13 protein-coding genes are annotated in these 16,601 nt (G+C 73.8%); 5 read left to right on the forward strand and 8 right to left on the reverse strand.

Annotation, left to right across the window (positions count from 1 at the left end):
• Positions 1-28 precede the first annotated feature (28 nt).
• Together HED23_RS33090 and HED23_RS33095 are read right to left on the reverse strand one after the other, a co-directional pair.
• Complete coding sequence (locus HED23_RS33090) at positions 29-1,204, reverse strand: DUF2786 domain-containing protein (protein WP_203186986.1); 1,176 nt, start codon at positions 1,202-1,204, stop codon at positions 29-31.
• A gap of 28 nt (positions 1,205-1,232) precedes the next feature.
• Entirely contained in the window at positions 1,233-2,162 is a 930-nt protein-coding gene (locus HED23_RS33095; protein ID WP_203186987.1) for an NADP-dependent oxidoreductase, read from the reverse strand.
• Positions 2,163-2,292: 130 nt separating this feature from the next.
• On the opposite strand from HED23_RS33095, the gene HED23_RS33100 reads away from it, so the two are divergent.
• Entirely contained in the window at positions 2,293-3,999 is a 1,707-nt protein-coding gene (locus tag HED23_RS33100) for a bifunctional 3'-5' exonuclease/DNA polymerase (protein ID WP_203186988.1), read from the forward strand.
• Between the two features lie 182 nt (positions 4,000-4,181).
• On the opposite strand, the gene HED23_RS33105 is transcribed toward HED23_RS33100, so the two are convergent.
• Together HED23_RS33105 and HED23_RS33110 are read right to left on the reverse strand one after the other, a co-directional pair.
• Positions 4,182-5,051 (reverse strand): carbohydrate-binding protein, encoded by an 870-nt coding sequence (locus tag HED23_RS33105; protein ID WP_203186989.1) that lies wholly within the window; start codon positions 5,049-5,051, stop codon positions 4,182-4,184.
• A gap of 107 nt (positions 5,052-5,158) precedes the next feature.
• Complete coding sequence (locus HED23_RS33110; RefSeq protein WP_203186990.1) at positions 5,159-6,526, reverse strand: alpha-lytic protease prodomain-containing protein; 1,368 nt, start codon at positions 6,524-6,526, stop codon at positions 5,159-5,161.
• A gap of 299 nt (positions 6,527-6,825) precedes the next feature.
• Here HED23_RS33110 and HED23_RS33115 point away from each other — a divergent pair, with 299 nt between their 5' ends.
• Positions 6,826-7,881, forward strand: a complete 1,056-nt coding sequence (locus tag HED23_RS33115; RefSeq protein WP_203186991.1) for a DUF2804 domain-containing protein — start codon at positions 6,826-6,828, stop codon at positions 7,879-7,881.
• Positions 7,882-7,917: 36 nt separating this feature from the next.
• Positions 7,918-8,598, forward strand: coding sequence for a phosphotransferase (locus HED23_RS33120; protein ID WP_203186992.1), 681 nt, complete (start codon positions 7,918-7,920; stop codon positions 8,596-8,598).
• A gap of 39 nt (positions 8,599-8,637) precedes the next feature.
• Here HED23_RS33120 and HED23_RS33125 read toward each other — a convergent pair whose 3' ends face one another.
• Together HED23_RS33125 and HED23_RS33130 are read right to left on the reverse strand one after the other, a co-directional pair.
• Positions 8,638-9,282, reverse strand: coding sequence for a response regulator transcription factor (locus HED23_RS33125; protein WP_203186993.1), 645 nt, complete (start codon positions 9,280-9,282; stop codon positions 8,638-8,640).
• A 7-nt stretch (positions 9,283-9,289) separates the two neighbouring features.
• A complete protein-coding gene (locus tag HED23_RS33130) occupies positions 9,290-10,579 on the reverse strand; it encodes a sensor histidine kinase (RefSeq protein WP_203186994.1) in 1,290 nt (429 codons plus the stop codon).
• A 133-nt stretch (positions 10,580-10,712) separates the two neighbouring features.
• On the opposite strand from HED23_RS33130, the gene HED23_RS33135 reads away from it, so the two are divergent.
• The gene (locus HED23_RS33135) at positions 10,713-11,453 is read left to right on the forward strand and encodes an ABC transporter ATP-binding protein (protein WP_203186995.1); all 741 of its coding nucleotides are present in this window, start codon (positions 10,713-10,715) and stop codon (positions 11,451-11,453) included.
• Positions 11,447-13,921 (forward strand): ABC transporter permease, encoded by a 2,475-nt coding sequence (locus HED23_RS33140; protein WP_203186996.1) that lies wholly within the window; start codon positions 11,447-11,449, stop codon positions 13,919-13,921. Before HED23_RS33135 ends, HED23_RS33140 begins: the two co-directional genes overlap by 7 nt.
• Positions 13,922-14,193: 272 nt before the next feature.
• On the opposite strand, the gene HED23_RS33145 is transcribed toward HED23_RS33140, so the two are convergent.
• Together HED23_RS33145 and HED23_RS33150 are read right to left on the reverse strand one after the other, a co-directional pair.
• Positions 14,194-15,063: a sulfurtransferase gene (locus tag HED23_RS33145; RefSeq protein WP_203186997.1), complete on the reverse strand. Its 870-nt coding sequence runs from the start codon at positions 15,061-15,063 to the stop codon at positions 14,194-14,196.
• Between the two features lie 219 nt (positions 15,064-15,282).
• The gene (locus HED23_RS33150) at positions 15,283-16,506 is read right to left on the reverse strand and encodes an FUSC family protein (protein ID WP_203186998.1); all 1,224 of its coding nucleotides are present in this window, start codon (positions 16,504-16,506) and stop codon (positions 15,283-15,285) included.
• Between the last annotated feature and the right edge of the window lie 95 nt (positions 16,507-16,601).

Below are 16,601 nucleotides of genomic sequence, written 5' to 3' on the forward strand. Positions count from 1 at the left end.
CAATCCCGACTTATGCCGCACTGTTGAACTAACGGCGGATTTCCGGCCCTCCTCCGCCCATCCTGGCCCGGTCGGCGGCGGCCGTGCCATGGGTCCAGCCCTCGGCGTCCGTCGCCCCGCGCAGCCGTGTGGTGGTGGTCCGCGGGAACATCCGCTCCGCGGTGCCGGTGACCGCGACGTCCCGGGCCGCGAGGACCGGGAGCAGTGCGCCTGTGGCACCGTCACGGCCCTCGGCGCCGGCCTCCGAGCCGGCCGCCGCGGTGACCCGTGCGGTGTCCGCCGTGAGACGGCTGCCCAGCCGTTGGGCGTACGCCATCAGGAAGGACTGCCGGAAGGCCTTGGTCCGCTTACGCCCGCCGGCCCGCTGCCCGGCCTCCGCCTTCGTCATCGCGGCGGTGCCCTGCACCAGCAGGGAGGTGAAGAGCAGCTCCACGGCCTCCAGGTCCGGCTCGAAGCCCACGACCGTGGTGAAGCCCAGATCGCTGTTCCAGACGGCACGGCAGCGGTTCGCCGAGGCGACGGAGTCGAGCAGGACGGCCTTGGCGCTCTCGTACGGGGCGTCGACCCCGATCCGCATGGCACCCGGCGTATCGGCGCTGTGCGTGCGGGCCGCGAGGAGCGCCTCGTCGATGCTGTGCCGGGCCATCAGCTCCTGCGCCTTGGTGGTGAGCGCCTCGGCCTCTTCCGGGAAGCCGGTCGCCTCCGCCTTGGCGAGCAGCGCCCGGATCCTGGTGAGCATGCGCGGTTCACCGTGGGCCGGGGGCCTGTGCGGAAGGCCGGCCGCCGTGCCGGGCGGCGGCCCGACCGGCTCGATGACCGGGAGCCGCAGCAACAGCCGATAGAGCTCCAGGAGCGCGGAGGCGTACGTGAAGCGGTCGGGCCGGTTGCGGGGCGCCGGGGCCGGCATCGCGGCGAGCTGGTCCGCCCAGCGTGCCGGCAGCTGCCCGTACCCCGCCGTCTCCGACGCGATCAGCGCGGCGGCGAGCGCGGCCCCGGGCTCGTCCAGCTCCCGCCGGACGGTCCGTACGACGTCGGCGGGCTGCCAGCCGCGCGCCCAGGCCCGCCGGACGAACTCCTCGCCTCGGCCGTGCAGCTCCTCGTCGGCGGACGGGTCAGCGGCGAGGAGGGAGGCGCCGGTGTCCAGACCCGCGTCGCCGTCCGAGTACAGGGCCGCGGCACACGCCCGGTCGATCACCGATTCCATCCGGCCAGGGTAGGCGGCTGCGGAGTGCTCAGCGCTCCCCGGGCAGCAGGACGAGCTTGCCCCGAACGTGCCCGGCCTCGCTGAGTTCCTGGGCCCGCGCCGCCTCGCCGAGCGCGAAGGTCCGCTCCACGGGGATGCGGAGGCCGCCGACCGCCGCGGCCTCCGCGTACTCCGCGAGCCGTCTGCCCTCGTCCGGCCGGCTCCCACCGCCCGCGGAGAAGGCCACCCCGTAGTGGGCCGCGTCCGGGTCGGCGATGGTGGCGATCCGCTCGGCCGTACCGCCGCGCAGCTCCACCGAGTCCGCCAGGGCCCCCTTGCCCGCGACGTCGAACACCGCGTCCACGCCCTGCGGCGCGGCCTCCCGGACCCGGTCCACCAGCCCTTCCCCGTACGCCACCGGGACGGCGCCGAGCACCCGCAGATAGTCGTGATTGGCCGGTGAGGCGGTCCCGACGACGGTGGCGCCACGCGCCGCTGCCAGCTGGACGGCGGCCGAACCCACCGCCCCGGAGGCCCCGTGCACCAGCAGGGTCTCGCCCGCGGACACCGCCAGCTCGTCGAGCACACGGGCGGCGGTCGCGGTCGCCACCGGAAGCGCGGCGGCCTCCGCCCAGCCCAGTGGCTCCGGCTTCGAGGCGACCGCTCCCACGTCGGCCAGGACGTACGCCGCGTACGCTCCGGTCGCGCTGCGGCCGAGGACCTCGTCGCCGACGGCGAACTCCGTGACGCCCTCACCGGTCTCGTCGACGACTCCGGCGAACTCGCTGCCGGGCACGGCGGGCAGTGGAGTGGGGAACGCCGCCTCCATCCAGCCGTTGCGGATCTTGTAGTCGACCGGATTGACCCCGGCGGCCCTGACCGCCACCCGGATCTGCCCGGGGCCCGCGTGGACGTCCTCGACCTGGGCCCGGTCCAGGACCTCCGGGCCGCCGAACTCCTCGTACACGATCGCTTCCATCACCGTCTCCTCCACCGCCTGCCGGGTCCCGGTGCGCGCCGCGCACACCGCACTCCGATCCTCCCGGCAGCCGGGCGCGCCCGCCCCTCGAGCCGGAACCGCTGTCAGTAGCGGGTGCGAGACTCGGCCCATGACCGAACGCTGGGCCCTGGCCACCGCGGAAGGAGGCGGTGCTCTCCTCGTGCCGCTGACGCGCGACGGCCTGCCCGCGGGTCCCGTCCTGGCCGAGCCCGATCTCGTCGAGTCCGTCCGCAGCCGCCCCGAGGTCGTCCGCTGGGTCTGGCGCTCGACCTCCGAGATCTACCCGGGACTGCTCGCTGCGGGCGTGCGGGTCGAGCGGTGCTACGACATCGAGTGCGCCGAACTCCTGCTGCTCGGCCACGAGGGGCGGCTCGGGGAGCCGCGCTCCGCAGCGGCGGCCTGGGCCCGGCTGCGACACGCGCCGGTGCCACCCGATCCCCCGCCACGCTCGGCCGAGCCCGGCTCACAGTCGTCCCTCTTCGAGCCGCGGTCCGGAACCGACCTGCCGTTCGAGGCGCTGCTCCAGGTCTACGCCGAGCAGCTGCGTCGCCACGGGGCGACGGAGCACCCGGGCAGGATGCGGCTGCTCACGGCAGCCGAGTCCGCGGGCATGCTGGTCGCCGCCGAGATGAACAGATCCGGGCTCCCGTGGCGGGCCGATGTTCACCGCGAGGTCCTGAACGACCTGCTCGGCGAGCGGTACGCCGGTGGCGGCGAGCCACGCAGACTGGCCGAGGCCGCGGACGAGGTGTCGGCAGCCTTCGGCAGACGGGTGCGGCCCGATCTGCCGGCCGATGTCGTCAAGGCGTTCGCACAGGCCGGGATCAAGGTGAAGTCGACCCGGAGGTGGGAGCTGGAGGAGCTCGACCACCCGGCGGTGGAGCCGCTGATCCGCTACAAGAAGCTGTACCGCGTCTGGACGGCACACGGCTGGGGCTGGCTCCAGGACTGGGTGCGCGACGGGCGCTTCCGCCCCGAGTACCAGCCGGGAGGCACGGTCAGCGGACGCTGGACGACCAACGGCGGCGGGGCCCTGCAGATCCCCAAGGTGATACGCCGGGCGGTCGTCGCCGACGAGGGCTGGCGGCTGGTCGTGGCGGACGCCGACCAGATGGAGCCGCGCGTGCTGGCAGCGATCTCACGCGACCGGGGGCTGATGGAGGTGGCGGGGCACGAGGGCGACCTCTACAAGGCCCTGTCCGACCGCGCGTTCCACGGCGACCGCGACCACGCCAAGATCGCGCTGCTGGGCGCGGTCTACGGACAGACCTCGGGGGACGGCCTGAAGAACCTGGCGGCCCTGCGGCGGCGCTTCCCGCACGCCGTCGCCTACGTCGACGACGCGGCGAAGGCCGGCGAGGAGGGCCGCCTCGTACGTACGTGGCTGGGCCGCACGAGCCCGCCCGCCGCCGGGGCGGGTGAGGACGGGGAGGCGGGCATCCCGCAGGAGAGCGAGGAGCCGCCGGCCGGGGAGAGCGCGAGCACCTACGGATTCACCCCGGGCTACGCCTCGTCGAACGCCCGGGCGCGGGGCCGCTTCACCCGCAACTTCGTGGTCCAGGGCAGCGCCGCGGACTGGGCGCTGCTGCTCCTGGCGGCGCTGCGGCGGACGCTCGCCGCAGGGGGGATGCGGGCGGAGCTGGTGTTCTTCCAGCACGACGAGGTGATCGTGCACTGCCCTGCCGGGGAGGCGCCCGCGGTGGTGGAGGCGATCCGCGAGGCGGGAGAGCTGGCGGGCCGGGTCGCGTTCGGGGAGACACCGGTGCGGTTCCCGTTCAGCACGGCGGTCGTCGAGCGCTACTCGGACGCCAAGTGACCCACCCCGGAGCGGGGCCGGGGCCGGGTTGCCCGGGCCGGGTTGCCCGGGCCGGGCCGGGCTGGGCCGGAATGCCCGGACCGGGGCCGGGCTGGGCCGGAATGCCCGGACCGGGGCCGGGCTGGGCCGGAATGCCCGGACCGGACCGGGGCCAGGCCCCGGTCCGGACCGTTGCCGCGTGTCTACCCGCGCTCCCACAGCGCGGGGACCAGCGGCGGCTCCCATCCTGTGACGGCGGAGTGAGCCTGGAGACAGCGGTAGGAGACGCCGCCGTGGGTCACACGGTCACCGGCGCGGTAGGAGGTCCCCGCCGCCCAGACACCACGCGGCGGGTCCGTCGGCGGATCGGTGGGGCCCGGCTGCTGGGCGACGTCGAGCACGAAGTCGAAGGTGCCCTGCCGCCCCTGCCCGGCGGCGCGGACGTTCATCAGAAGCGCCGGGTCGTAGAGGGCGTCGGTGGCGTTGCGGGGCTCGCCCGGGAAGTACAGCTGTGTGGTCAGCACGGGCCGGCCGGGTGCCTGCGCCTTCACATGGATGTGCCGCGTGCGGCCGGGATACAGGCCCGCCACCACCGTGGTGAGCGTGAAAGCTCCGTTCACGTCGGTGAACTGGTGCCCGCGGAAGGCGAACCCGCTCATGTCGTACGCCCCGGCGGCGTCCGCCTGCCAGAAGTCGAGGAGCACTCCCGGCAGTGGCCTGCAGGCACGGCCGAACACGTAACCGCTGACGGTCAACGGGGTGCCGGGGGTGCCGGACGCCACCAGGCTGGTCCGTAGTGGGGAGTCGGGCTTGAAGTAGGGGCCCTCCATCTGTTCGGGGGTCGGGTCGTCCCCGTCGTCGCAGGCCGGGGTGAGCGCCGGGAGCGCGCCGCCGGAGCCGGTGTCGCGGGCCAGGGCGATGCCCCCGCCGGCGACCAGGGGCGCTGCGCTCGCCGCGACGGCGGCGCGCAGGAGGTTCTTACGGCTGATCGGACGGCCGGACGGACCGGCCTCGGAGGCGTCACGCGAGCCGCCGGGGGAGGGTTCCGGGGACACGGCTGAACTCTTGGTCATGGCTGATTCCTCGGTGTACTGGGGCTTCCTCGGTGGAGGGGCTTCCTCGGTGGAGGGGCTTCCTCGGTGGAGGGGCTTCCTCGGAACGCGCGTCGGAAGGAAGCGAGTCAGATCCGCTGCCAGAGCGCGGGAACGTTCGGCGGCTGCCATCCGGCCTGCGCCCGGTGACCTTGCAGGCAGCGGTAGCTCGCGCCGCCGTAAGTCACCACCGCACCGGCGGCGTACGTCGTGCCCGCGGCCCATGTGCCGCCCGGCTCGGTCGGCGGGTCGGTCGGGTCGGTGGGCGGATCGGTCGGCGTACCGCTGGTGACGAGGGTCAGTCCGTACGCGGCCAGCGCCGGATTGACCGGCTGGTAGTACGTCGTACCGCCCTGGGAGCAGTTCCCCGAGCCGCCCGAGGTGACGCCCTGTGCCTGGCTGCCCGAGATGAACGAGCCTCCGGAGTCGCCGGGTTCGGCACAGACGCTGGTGCGGGTCACGCCGGATATGGTGCCCTCCGGGTAGGTGACGCTGCTGCCGTGCTGCTGGATCGTGCCGCAGTGCCATCCCGTCGTCGAGCCCGAGCGGCAGACCGAGGAGCCCACCACGGCCTGGGTGGATCCGGTGACGCCCACGTCGCCGTTGCCGTACCCGTTCACCAGGGCGCGGGGCGTCCAGTTGGCGTTGGCCGCGACCCAGGCGTGGTCGCGGCCGGGGAAGGTGGAGCCCTGGAAGGAACCCTGGGCCTGCTGGTTGACCCCGGTGGTGGTGACGCCCGGAGTACCGCAGTGCCCGGCAGTGACGAAGCCGTGCTGGGTGCCGCGCCTGACGGGGAAACCGATGGAACAGCGGCCCGAACCGTTCATGTAATAGGCGTCCCCGCCGCGCAGGTCCGCGTACGTGCGCGGTTGTTCGGCCGAGCGGTCGACCCGTACGAGCTCACGGGAGACCCCCGCCGCGGTGAGGAGACGGTCCGCCGCCTCTGGACGGGCGGCGTTCACGACCAGGCGGTTGGTGCGGACGTCGACGTACCAGGAGGGCACGTCCTCCGGCGCCTTCTCCAGTGCCACCGCGTCCAGCTCCGCCTTGGCCGCCTCGAGGCGGTCGAGGCTGTGACCCACGACCTCGGCGCGGGCTCCCGCAGCGGTGATCCGGGAGACGTCGGCGCGGTCGGTGGTGGCGACGGTGAGAACGGCCTCGCCGCTCAGCCGGGCTCCGGCGAAGTCCGCGCCGAGGGACTTCTCCAGGGCCGCAGCCACGGCCGCCGCCCGGTATTCGCCGGCTATCCGTGCCCTGGCCTCGTCGGCGTCGAGGCCCAGGTCGCGCTTCATCGCCTCGGTCAGTCCCGGCGAGAGCCGGTCGGCGGCAGCGGGCTCGGCGCTGCCCGTCTGGCCGGCCGAGGCGACACCGGTCAGACCGGCGAGGGCGAGCGCGCCCACCGTCACCGCGGCGGCTCCTGCGGCTGCTGCGCGTCTGCGGAGCATGGTCGTCTCCACGTCGTTCTCCTTGGGTTCGGGGGGGCGGCGGGCTCCGGGAGAGCGGAGCCCGAGGGGGTGGGGAACTGCCGAGAACGTAGCGGCGCACCCGCCCGGCGCAGGAGATCCCGTCCGCCCCCTACCGCCGCGTTATGGGGCCCGGATGCCGGCTCCGGGACACCCGCGTCCAGCCCTCGAAAGCCGCATCCGGGCCGCCCGCGCGAGTCCCTCGAAAGCCGGCTCCGGGCGCGCCTGGCGGGCCGCCCGGCGCGCCCGGAACGTGACCCGGGCGGGGCGCCGTGCCGCTATAGGCTCCGGCCATGGCGACGCACGAGCACGAGATCACCGAGCCCGTCGACCTCTGCCTGCCCGACGGGGGCCTCAACCCGGCTGCCGTCGGCTGGTCCAGGAAGCCGCTGCACCGGGCCAATCTGCAGGGCTGGGGCCGCACGAAGCGGTGGGAGCACTGGTGCGTGACGACGCCCACCCATCTGGTTGCCCTGACGGTGAGCGACCTCGACTTCCTGGCGCTGAACAGCGTCTACGTCCTGGAATTCGGTCCCGGGGGACGCGAGTTCGAGTGCGCCTCGATCGTCCCCGCGGCCCGGGGCGTCCGCCTCCCGGACACCGTCGCCGGGGCGCCGGGCTCCGAGGACGTGATCGTCGGCCCCGCCCGCCCGTCCGGGGGCAAGGTGCGCATCGAGATCCGCGACGAGAACGCCGGGACGAGGCTGCGGGCCCGCTGCCTCACCCCGGAGCGGCTGCCGCTGGAGGTCGGCCTCCTGGTGTCCCGGCCGCAAGGACACGAGTCGCTCTCCGTGGTCGTGCCATGGAGCGAACAGCGCTTCCAGTACACCTCCAAGCACACCGCGCTCCCCGCCTCGGGCCGGGTGCGCATCGGCAGCGAGATCCTGACGTTCGGCGGTAAGGACGACGAGACCTGGGCCGTCCTGGACCACGGCCGCGGGCGCTGGCCGCGTACGGTCGCCTGGAACTGGGCCGCCGCGTCCGGCCGTACGGGCGGGCACACGGTCGGCCTCCAGTTCGGCGGCCGCTGGACGGAGGGCACCGGCTCCACCGAGAACGGACTCTGCGTGGACGGCCGGCTCACCAAGATCGGCGAGGAGCTGGACTGGCGGTGGTCCGTCTCCGACCCGATGGCCCCCTGGACGCTCCGTACCCCCTCGTCCGGCCAGGTGGACCTGACGTTCACGCCGTTCCACAACCGGGCCGTGCACACGGACGCCGGTCTGATCGCCAACCACACCGACCAGCGCTTCGGGCACTACGACGGCCGGATCCGCACCGACGACGGTACCGAGATCGCCGTGGAACACCTGCTGGGCTGGGCGGAGGACGTCCACATGCGCTGGTGACTCCCCCGGGTGGGGCGGCGCGGGTAGGTTTCCCCCATGCATATAGGCCCACTCCTGGGCTCGGGACGCACCGCCGACGTGTACGCACTCGACGGCTCATGGGTCCTGCGCCGCCACCGCCACGGCATCGACACCACGGGGGAGCTGACCGTGATGTCGTATCTCTCGGCCTCGGGCTTCCCGGTCCCGCGCATCGGTCCACCGGCCGAGGAGGCGCTGCCCACGGATCTGGTGGTGCAGCGGCTGAGCGGCCCGACGCTGGCCGAAGCCCTGCTGGCGGGCACTGTCACCGAGGACGAGGGCGCGGGCCTGCTGGCCCGGCTCCTGCGGGAGTTGCACGCGATCCCTCCGCGGCTGTCCCAGGACCCCGAGGACCGCATCCTGCACCTGGGCCTGCATCCGGAGAATGTGGTCCTGGCCCCCGAGGGTGCCGTGGTGATCGACTGGCTGGCGGCCGGCGAGGGCCCGCCCGCGCTGGACCGGGCCATGACCTCACTGATCCTGGCCCAGGTGGCCCTCGACCCGTCCTTCTCCGCGGGCCCTCGGGTCAGGGACCTGCTGGCGGTGCTGCTCTCCCTGTTCGCGGAGGACGGCGGGGTGCCCGCCGGCGCCCTGACCCGCGCCGCCGCCCTGCGCGCGGCCGACCCGCGGCTCACCGCTCACGAGGCGGCGGTGCTGGACGAGGCGACGGAACTGGTCGCCTCGCTGGCGGGCTGAACGCGCGCCCCTCTTGCCGGCCCGCCCGGGCGGCTCCGCTCACTTCCTCAGGTAGGCCAGCACCGCGAGGACCCGGCGGTTCGTCGCGTCGGTCAGCGAAAGGTCCAGCTTGGTGAGGATCGAGCCGAAGTGCTTACTGACCGTGCCCTCACTGACCGTCAGCGCCTCGGCGACCGAGGCGTTCGACCGGCCCTCGGCCATCAGGGCCAGAACCTCCCGCTCCCGGGCGGTCAGCCGGGACAGCGGGTCGCGGCGATGCCTCAGGAGCTGACGCACCACTTCCGGATCGACGACGGTGCCGCCGTCCGCGACCCGCTGGAGCGCGCCGACGAACTCCTCGACCTTGCCCACGCGTTCCTTGAGCAGGTACCCCACGCCCGTGCCGTCGCAGGAGTCCAGCAGCTCCTCGGCGTAGGCGCGCTGGACGTACTGGCTGAGGACCAGCACGGGCAGCCGGGGCCGGGCCTCTCGCAGGGCGACGGCGGCCCGGAGTCCCTCGTCGGAGAACCCGGGCGGCATCCGTACGTCCGTCACCACGACGTCCGGGCCGTGTTCGGCGACGGCGGCGGTGAGTTCACCGGCGGTGCCGACACCGGCCACCACCTGGTGGCCGAACCTCTCCAGCAGACCGACGAGGCCCTCCCTCAGGAGCACACTGTCCTCGGCCAGCACGATGCGCAGCATCCAACCCTCATTCGACCAGGTGAGCGGGTGTCCGGGGGACATCCAGCCGGAACACGGTCGGCCCCCCGGCCGGGCTGGACAGTAGCAGCCGCCCGTCCAGCACCGAGAGCCGGTCGGCGACGCCCTGGAGCCCGGTGCCCCGAGTGGTCGCCGCGCCTCCCGTCCCGTCGTCCCGCACCTCGACGGTCAGCCGCTCCCCGTCGTCCCGGCCCGTCACCGAGGCCCGGCTCGCCCCGCTGTGCTTCGCCACGTTCGCCAGTGCCTCGCAGAGAGCGAAGTACACGGCGGTCTCCACCGCGCGCGGCAGCCGTTCAGGTATGTCGAGTTCCACGTCGACGGGTACGGCCGAGCGGTCGGCGACGTCCTCGACCGCCGCGGCCAGGCCACGGTCGGTGAGGACCTGGGGATGGATGCCCCGGACGAGCTCCCTGATCTCCACCAGGGCCTCCCCCGCCTCCTCCTGCGCCTTGGCCAGCAGGCCGCCCAGCGGTTCCCCCGGACTCTCCAGCCTTGCCAGCCCGAGCGTCATCGAGAGGGCGACGAGCCGCTGCTGCGCCCCGTCGTGCAGATCCCGCTCGATCCGGCGGCACTCCGCCTCGAAGGCGTCCACCAGCCGCATCCGGGAACGGCCCAGCTCCTGGATACGGGCGTCGACTCCGTCGTCCCCCGCCGACAGCAGCGCCCGGGTCAGGGCCGCGCGCGCCACCGCCGCCCACCCGAGCGGATAGGACAGGACCGGCAGCAGCACCAGCCCGAGCAGTGCCAGCGCGAAGGCCTGCGGATACGAGTCGGCCAGGTAGAGCTTCAGCACCCGCACCTCCTCGCCGCCGGTGACTGCCGCCATGACGACGGGCGTCGCCAACAGCCCTCCGCAGACCGCGAGTACACCCCCGACGAGCAGACCCTCCAGTGGCCAGAGCACTCCGGCGAACAGCAGCGCGTACCCGAACTCCCGCCAGGTGGCCTGCTCCCGCAGCCGGGTGCGCAGCCACGCCGACAGCCCGGCGTGCGCCGGGGCGCGGTGCGGATCGCCGAGCGGTACGGGGTCGATGAGCCGCAGCCTGCGCCGCTCGGCGGCGGCCACCGGGAGGCCGATGAGAGCGAGCATCAGGAGGAGCGGCAGACCGATGAGCACGAGGGACAGGGCGCCGCCCACCGCCGCCAGCAGGAGGACGGACAGGAGGAGGGCCATCCCGGCCGGGACGCTGCTCAGCAGGTAGAGCGCCGCGCGCCACGGCCATCCGCCGAGGAGGTAGCGGCGCCGTACGAGGGCCTGCCGGAGGGTGAGTGAGCTCATGGCCCGCACGGTAGACAGCGCGGGCCGGTCACCACCACCCGCCGGGCAGGGGGCCGGGGGTGGAGCTGTCTCCACCTCCAGGACTCCTGCTCGTTGCGATGTGGCCGCAGAACGGGGCCGGTTGAGTGGAGCCATGAATCAGCAACCCGCAGCCGTCCGGCTCGACACCGTCACCCGGTCCTTCGGAAAGGCCGCCGACGCGGTCACCGCACTGGACGGAGTCAGCCTCGCCATGCCCCGGGGCTCCTTCACCGCGATCATGGGGCCGTCCGGCTCGGGGAAGTCGACGCTCCTCCAGTGCACGGCAGGCCTCGACCGGCCCACGTCCGGCCGCGTGTTCCTCGGGGACACGGAGACGACCGGGCTGAGCGAACGGAAGCTCACGCTGCTGCGGCGCCAGCGGATCGGATTCGTCTTCCAGGCCTTCAACCTGCTTCCGGCCCTCACCGCCGAGCAGAATGTGGCGCTCCCCCTGCGGCTCGCGGGCCGCAGACCCCGCCGCACCGAGGTGCGTGAGGTGCTGGAACGGGTCGGTCTGGGCTCCCGGGCCGGCCACCGGCCCACGGAGCTCTCCGGCGGGCAGCAGCAACGCGTCGCCCTGGCACGTGCGTTGGTGACCCGGCCGGAGGTGCTGTTCGGCGACGAGCCGACGGGAGCGCTCGATTCCCGTACGGGCCGGGAGGTTCTGGAGCTACTGCGGTCGATGGCCGACGACGGCCAGACGGTGATCATGGTGACGCACGATCCGGTGGCCGCCTCATACGCGGACCGCGTGGTGTTTCTGGCCGACGGATCGATACGGGACGAGCTGTGCGACCCGGCCGCGGAGCAGATCGCCGCGCGCATGACCGCTCTGGCGGTGGCCCCGTGCTGAGCTCCGCCCTGCGCTCCATGCGGACCCGCTGGGTCACCTTCATCGGCAGCTTCGTCGCGCTGGCCCTGGGCGTCGGTCTGATCGCCATGACTGGCCTGGCACTGGCGGCCACCTTCGACGCGCCGGAGCGCCGCCCGGAGCGCTTCGCCGGGACGCCGGTCGTGGTGGCGCCGTCCGACACCCTCCGCGTAGCCACGCCCGTCGGGGAACGCACGGCCGTGCTCACCGACCCCCGCCCGGTGCCGCAGGGCCTGGTCACCGGGCTCTCCGCACTGGGGCGTACGGCCGAGGACCGGACGTTCCCCGTCCGGCTGGCGGGGAACGACGCCGTGGGACACCCGTGGTCCGTCGCGGCCGCCACCCCGTACCGCGTCACCTCCGGCCGGGCTCCGCACGGGCCCGACGAGGTCGTCGTCACGGCGGGCGCGGGTGCGGGCCTCCGGGCCGGCGACCGGATCCGGATCACCACTCCGGGTTCCGCCGCCGGGACGGGAACGCGGACGGTCGTGGGCACGGTGGCGGACGCGGGCTTCGAGACCGCGGTGTTCTTCGATGACGCCGAGGCCGCCCGTATCCACCCGGCCGTCGACGCGGTGGGCGTGCACGCCGAAGCCGACGCGGTGCGGCGGCTGACCCGGGACTTCCCCGGCATGAGCGTCCTCACCGGCGACGACCGGCGCCGGGCCGATCCCGATCCCGACCGGGACAGCGAGGCCCTGACCGCGGTCAACGCGCTGCTCGGCACGGCGGCCGGCATCACCGGTTTCGTCTCGGTCTTCGTCGTCGCCTCGACGTTCTCCTTCGCGGTGGCCCAGCGCAGGAGGGAGTTCGGGCTGCTCCGCACGGCCGGCGCGACGCCGGGCCAGGTCCGGCGCACGGTCGTCGTGGAGGCACTCGTGATCGGTGTCCTGGCCTCGGCCGCAGGCTGCCTGCTGGGCGAAGCGGCCGCGCCCATGCTGGCCGGCCGGCTGGCCGACGAGGGCCTCGCCCCGGCCTGGTTCGCCATCGGCGATGCGACCTGGCCGCTGCACACCGCCTTCTGGACCGGCCTCGGCGTGGCGCTCGCGGGGGCCGCCGTGTCCTCCCACCGCGCGGGCCGGATCCGTCCCGTGGAGGCCCTCCGCGACGCGTCCGTGGACACCGCCGGGATGACTCCGAGCCGCCTGCTGCTGGGCGCGGCCGTCCTGCTGACCGGTCTCGGGCTGCTGGGCTGGTCCCTGCTGACGGACCCCGGGGACGTACTCAAGCGGAAGACGTACATCCTGCAGCCCATGTGGATCGTCGTCGGCTGCGCGCTGCTCGCGCCCCTCGTCGTACGCCCGCTCACGCGACTGCTCACCTGGCTGCCCGCCCGGCTGCCCGGCGCCACAGGGCTGCTGGCCCGGCAGAACGCGTCCACCGGCATCCGTCGTACCGCGGCGGTCGCCGCGCCCGTCCTGATCACCGTCGCCCTGGCCGGCTCGCTGCTGGGCACCGTGGCCACGATCGGCGAGGCCAAGGCAACCGAGGCGGCGGCCGTCTCCGGCGCCGACTTCGTGGCCGGCGGGGACGGCCCGCTGGACCCGCGCTTCGTGGAGCGCGTACGGAACGTCCCCGGAGCCGTGACCAGTGCCTCCCGCTCCACCGGGGTCACCGTCCTCGAAGAGGGCACCGCGCTCATCTCGTCGGAGGCGCGGGCGGCCGATCCGGCCGGCCTGGCCGCGACCGCCCGTCTGCCCCTCGTCTCCGGCCGGATCGAAGACCTTGACGACGACTCGGTCGTCGTCAACGAGGAGTGGGAGAAACGGACCGTGGGACAGCGCGTGAGCGTCTGGCTGGGTGACGGCCGCAAGGTGTCGCTCCGCATCGCCGCCGTGATGCGCACGGGCACCGGAAGCAACGGGGTGTACGTCACCCCCGCGAACGCGGCCGGCGCGGCTGTCGACCGTGTCGACGTCAAGCTCCTCGGTGGAGCGGACCTTGCGGCCGTCCGGGCTCTCCTGGAGGAGGCCGGGCGGGACACGGGCACCACGGTCATGACGCGGGAAGCGTGGGTGACGGCGCATCACCCGCGCACCGGCGCCAACACCCGGGCGGGCCTGCTGCTCATCCTCGGCATCGCCCTGCTGTACACGGGGATCTCCCTGGCGAACACGCTGGTCATGGCCACCTCGGACCGGGTACGCGACCTGGCGGTGCTGCGCCTCACCGGGGCCACGAAACCGCAGGTCCTCCGGCTGGTGGCGGTCGAGGCACTGGTGGTGGTGGCCGTCGGCGCGGTCCTGGGAGGGGCGGTGGCCGGGCTGAACCTGCTGGGAGTGAAGGGCGCCCTGGAACTCCTCTCGGTGAGCTCCCCCGTGGTAGTCCCGTGGACGGCCCTCGGCGCGGTACTCGCCGCGTGCGCCGTGGCGGCAGCGGTCTCCGCCGTACTGCCGGCCCTCGCGGCACTGCGCACCCGGCCGGTCGAGATCGCGGGATCCCGCGAGTGAGCCGGCCCGGGGCCGGGCACCTGGCGGTGAAGCAGGTGTCCGGCCGTCCGGGTTCTTGCGGCTGTCCCCCCACTCCCGGCACTCCCGGTTGTCCCCGGCCCTTCCGGCTGTCCCTGGGCCGTCCGGCCCGGCAGGTTCAGGACCGTGGTGACTGCCCGGCAGGTTCGGGGGCCGTCATGACCGGCGGGCCCGACGGGTTCAGGTGCCTGCCGTGACCAGCAGATCCCCACCCGCTTCAAGGGCCTGCCGCGACGAGCAGACCCCCACCCGCCTCAAGGGCCCGTCGTGACCGGCAGGTCCGACGGCAGACCCCATTCGCTCCACGACCCGTCGTACACGGACACGTCCGCGTAGCCGGCGAGTTCGGCCCCGAGCGCCAGGACGCACGCCGTGACGCCCGACCCGCAGCTGACGACCAGCCGCCTCCGGCTCCCCGCCGCCGCATCGAAGACGGGGCGCAGTTCCTCGGCAGGGAGCATCCGGCCGTCGCGCTGAACCGCGCCGAAGGGCAGATTCACCGCCCCGGGCATATGGCCGCACCGCAGCCCCGGCCGGGGCTCCGCAGCCGTACCGGCGAACCTCTCACGGGACCTCGCGTCGAGGACGGCCGTCTGCGGATCGGCCAGGGCCTCCACGACCGCGTCACTGCCGACGAGCGCTCCGGGGCGCGGGCGGGCGGTGAAGTCCCCGGCCCGCTCGGCTCCCCCCGGCGCGAGTTCCTCCACCGGGAACCCCGCCGCCTCCCACGCGGGCAGTCCTCCGTCGAGGACCGCGGCGCGGTCGAAGCCCATCGCGCGGAGCATCCACCAGGCGCGGGCGCTGGAGTAGATCCCGGCGGTGTCGTAGACGACGACGGTGTCCGTGCCGCTCACCCCGAGGGCACGCATCTCCGCGGCGAACTCCTCCGCCTGAGGCATCGTGTGCGGCAGCGTCACGGCGTGGTCGGACATGGCCCCGTCGATGTCGAAGCGCCGGGCCCCCGGAATGCGCCGCCCGGCCTCCCGGTGCGAGCCCACCGAGGCGTCGAGGACCACTGCGCCCGGTGTCGTGAGCCGATCGGCGAGCCAGGCCGCGTCGACGAGCGGACCGGGCCGGTACTCAGCCCCGGCAACGGCGGCCGCTTCTCGGTGCTCGGCGGTCATGAAAGCCATCCTCCTGCATCGAATTGCTCCGAGTGCCCGGACTCGGAGTGCTGGGGCCCCGAGTGCCCGGACTCGGAGTGCTGGGGCCCCGAGCGCCCGGACTCGGAGTGCTGGGGCCCCGAGCGCCCGGACTCGGAGTGCTGGGGCCCCGAGTGCCCGGACTCGGAGTGCTGGGGCCCCGCGTGGCCGTGCTCCGCGTGCAGGGCAGCGGTGGAAGGTCTACCGCCGGCGCCCACCGGACGCACGTTCCGCGTCCGCGTCCTGCGCGACATCGAGAAGGACCTGGCTGGTGTACTGGAATTCCTCCAGGAGCCGCGTCGCCTCGGTGACGAGGATGCCGTACGGGGCGGAAGGGTCCGCGAGGGACAGGGACAGCCGGCGGGTCTCCTCGACCACCTCGTCCCGGCGCGCCGCGGCCTCGCCGGTGAGCCGCTCCAGCCGCTTCGCCTGTGGGAGCAAGGTGGTCTCGTCCAGCGTCGTCAGCACCTCTGCGACCGCACCGGCGGACTCCAGGAACGCCGCGTAACGCCGCAGGAACGGCCGACGGGCCTCGTCCTCCTCCCGGGAACGGTCGAGGCCGCGCGTGAGTGCGGCAACCTGGTAGAGCGTTCGTTCTAGGGCGCCGAGTACGGACTCGTAGCCCTGGAAGCCGGGATGGCCACGGTAACGACGCGACAGACGGCGGGGATTGAGCTGGAGGCTCTCCTTCGAGGCCTCCAGCCCGGACCTCGCCTGCCCGATCATCTGTCCGGTGCGTGCCGCGCGGGCACGCCAGCCACCGGTGGTGTCCTGGTCGGGCACCCCCTCGGCGAGTACCGGGTACATGTCGGCGAGCAGATCGTGGAGGGTGTGGGCGAGGCTGCGGATGCCGTACTCGGCGCTGCGGTAGCGCAGCGGCGGGGCCACGAGGACGTTGACGGCGATGCCGATCGCACAGCCGATGAGGACCAGCACCACGATCTCCCCCAGCCGGAAGAAACGCTGGAAGTCCCCGGACGACGAGGTGTACGTCGAGAAGGCGAAGAAGGCGGCGGTGGCGACCTGCGGGCCCTGGACGCCCAGGACGTGCCAGCGTCCGATCGCGAGGGCGATCAGGGCTACGAGCACGAAGGTCAGGAAGTCGGGCCCGGCGAGGAACCCCAGGGCGGCCTGCACCAGGACACCGGCGACGACGGCGCCGACGTAGCGCAGCGACTGGACGACCGAACGGTAGACGGTCACCTGCATGATCAGCACCGCGGAGAACGGGGCGAAGGCAGGTGAGCGGGCGTCGAGGGCGTCGAAGGCGATCAGCCAGGCCAGACTCGCGGCGAGAGCGCTCTTGCCGATCACCAGCAGCGTGTCGCGCTCGTCCCCCGCGTAGGAGAAGGCGCGCCGCCACCAATGGCTCACTGCCGCGATCCGCCCCGTGTCCGGCCCCTCGGCCGTCGTGCCACCGGTCATGAATACCTACGTCCTCCCACTCCGATCACCCTGTACTCCCATGTGCACAATGACTGCCGCCACTCCCCCTTCCCGGGCAGCCCGGCCCTGGAACA

The sequence above is a fragment of the Streptomyces pratensis genome, assembly GCF_016804005.1.
Classification (GTDB): domain Bacteria; phylum Actinomycetota; class Actinomycetes; order Streptomycetales; family Streptomycetaceae; genus Streptomyces; species Streptomyces pratensis_A.

Excerpts from the sequence above, each read along its gene's own strand:
- HED23_RS33090 (WP_203186986.1), bottom strand. The coding sequence starts at position 1,204 with ATGGAATCGGTGATCGACCGGGCGTGTGCCGCGGCCCTGTACTCGGAC.
- HED23_RS33095 (WP_203186987.1), bottom strand. The coding sequence starts at position 2,162 with ATGGAAGCGATCGTGTACGAGGAGTTCGGCGGCCCGGAGGTCCTGGAC.
- HED23_RS33100 (WP_203186988.1), top strand. The coding sequence starts at position 2,293 with ATGACCGAACGCTGGGCCCTGGCCACCGCGGAAGGAGGCGGTGCTCTC.
- HED23_RS33105 (WP_203186989.1), bottom strand. The coding sequence starts at position 5,051 with ATGACCAAGAGTTCAGCCGTGTCCCCGGAACCCTCCCCCGGCGGCTCG.
- HED23_RS33115 (WP_203186991.1), top strand. The coding sequence starts at position 6,826 with ATGGCGACGCACGAGCACGAGATCACCGAGCCCGTCGACCTCTGCCTG.
- HED23_RS33120 (WP_203186992.1), top strand. The coding sequence starts at position 7,918 with ATGCATATAGGCCCACTCCTGGGCTCGGGACGCACCGCCGACGTGTAC.
- HED23_RS33125 (WP_203186993.1), bottom strand. The coding sequence starts at position 9,282 with ATGCTGCGCATCGTGCTGGCCGAGGACAGTGTGCTCCTGAGGGAGGGC.
- HED23_RS33130 (WP_203186994.1), bottom strand. The coding sequence starts at position 10,579 with ATGAGCTCACTCACCCTCCGGCAGGCCCTCGTACGGCGCCGCTACCTC.
- HED23_RS33135 (WP_203186995.1), top strand. The coding sequence starts at position 10,713 with ATGAATCAGCAACCCGCAGCCGTCCGGCTCGACACCGTCACCCGGTCC.
- HED23_RS33145 (WP_203186997.1), bottom strand. The coding sequence starts at position 15,063 with ATGACCGCCGAGCACCGAGAAGCGGCCGCCGTTGCCGGGGCTGAGTAC.
- HED23_RS33150 (WP_203186998.1), bottom strand. The coding sequence starts at position 16,506 with ATGACCGGTGGCACGACGGCCGAGGGGCCGGACACGGGGCGGATCGCG.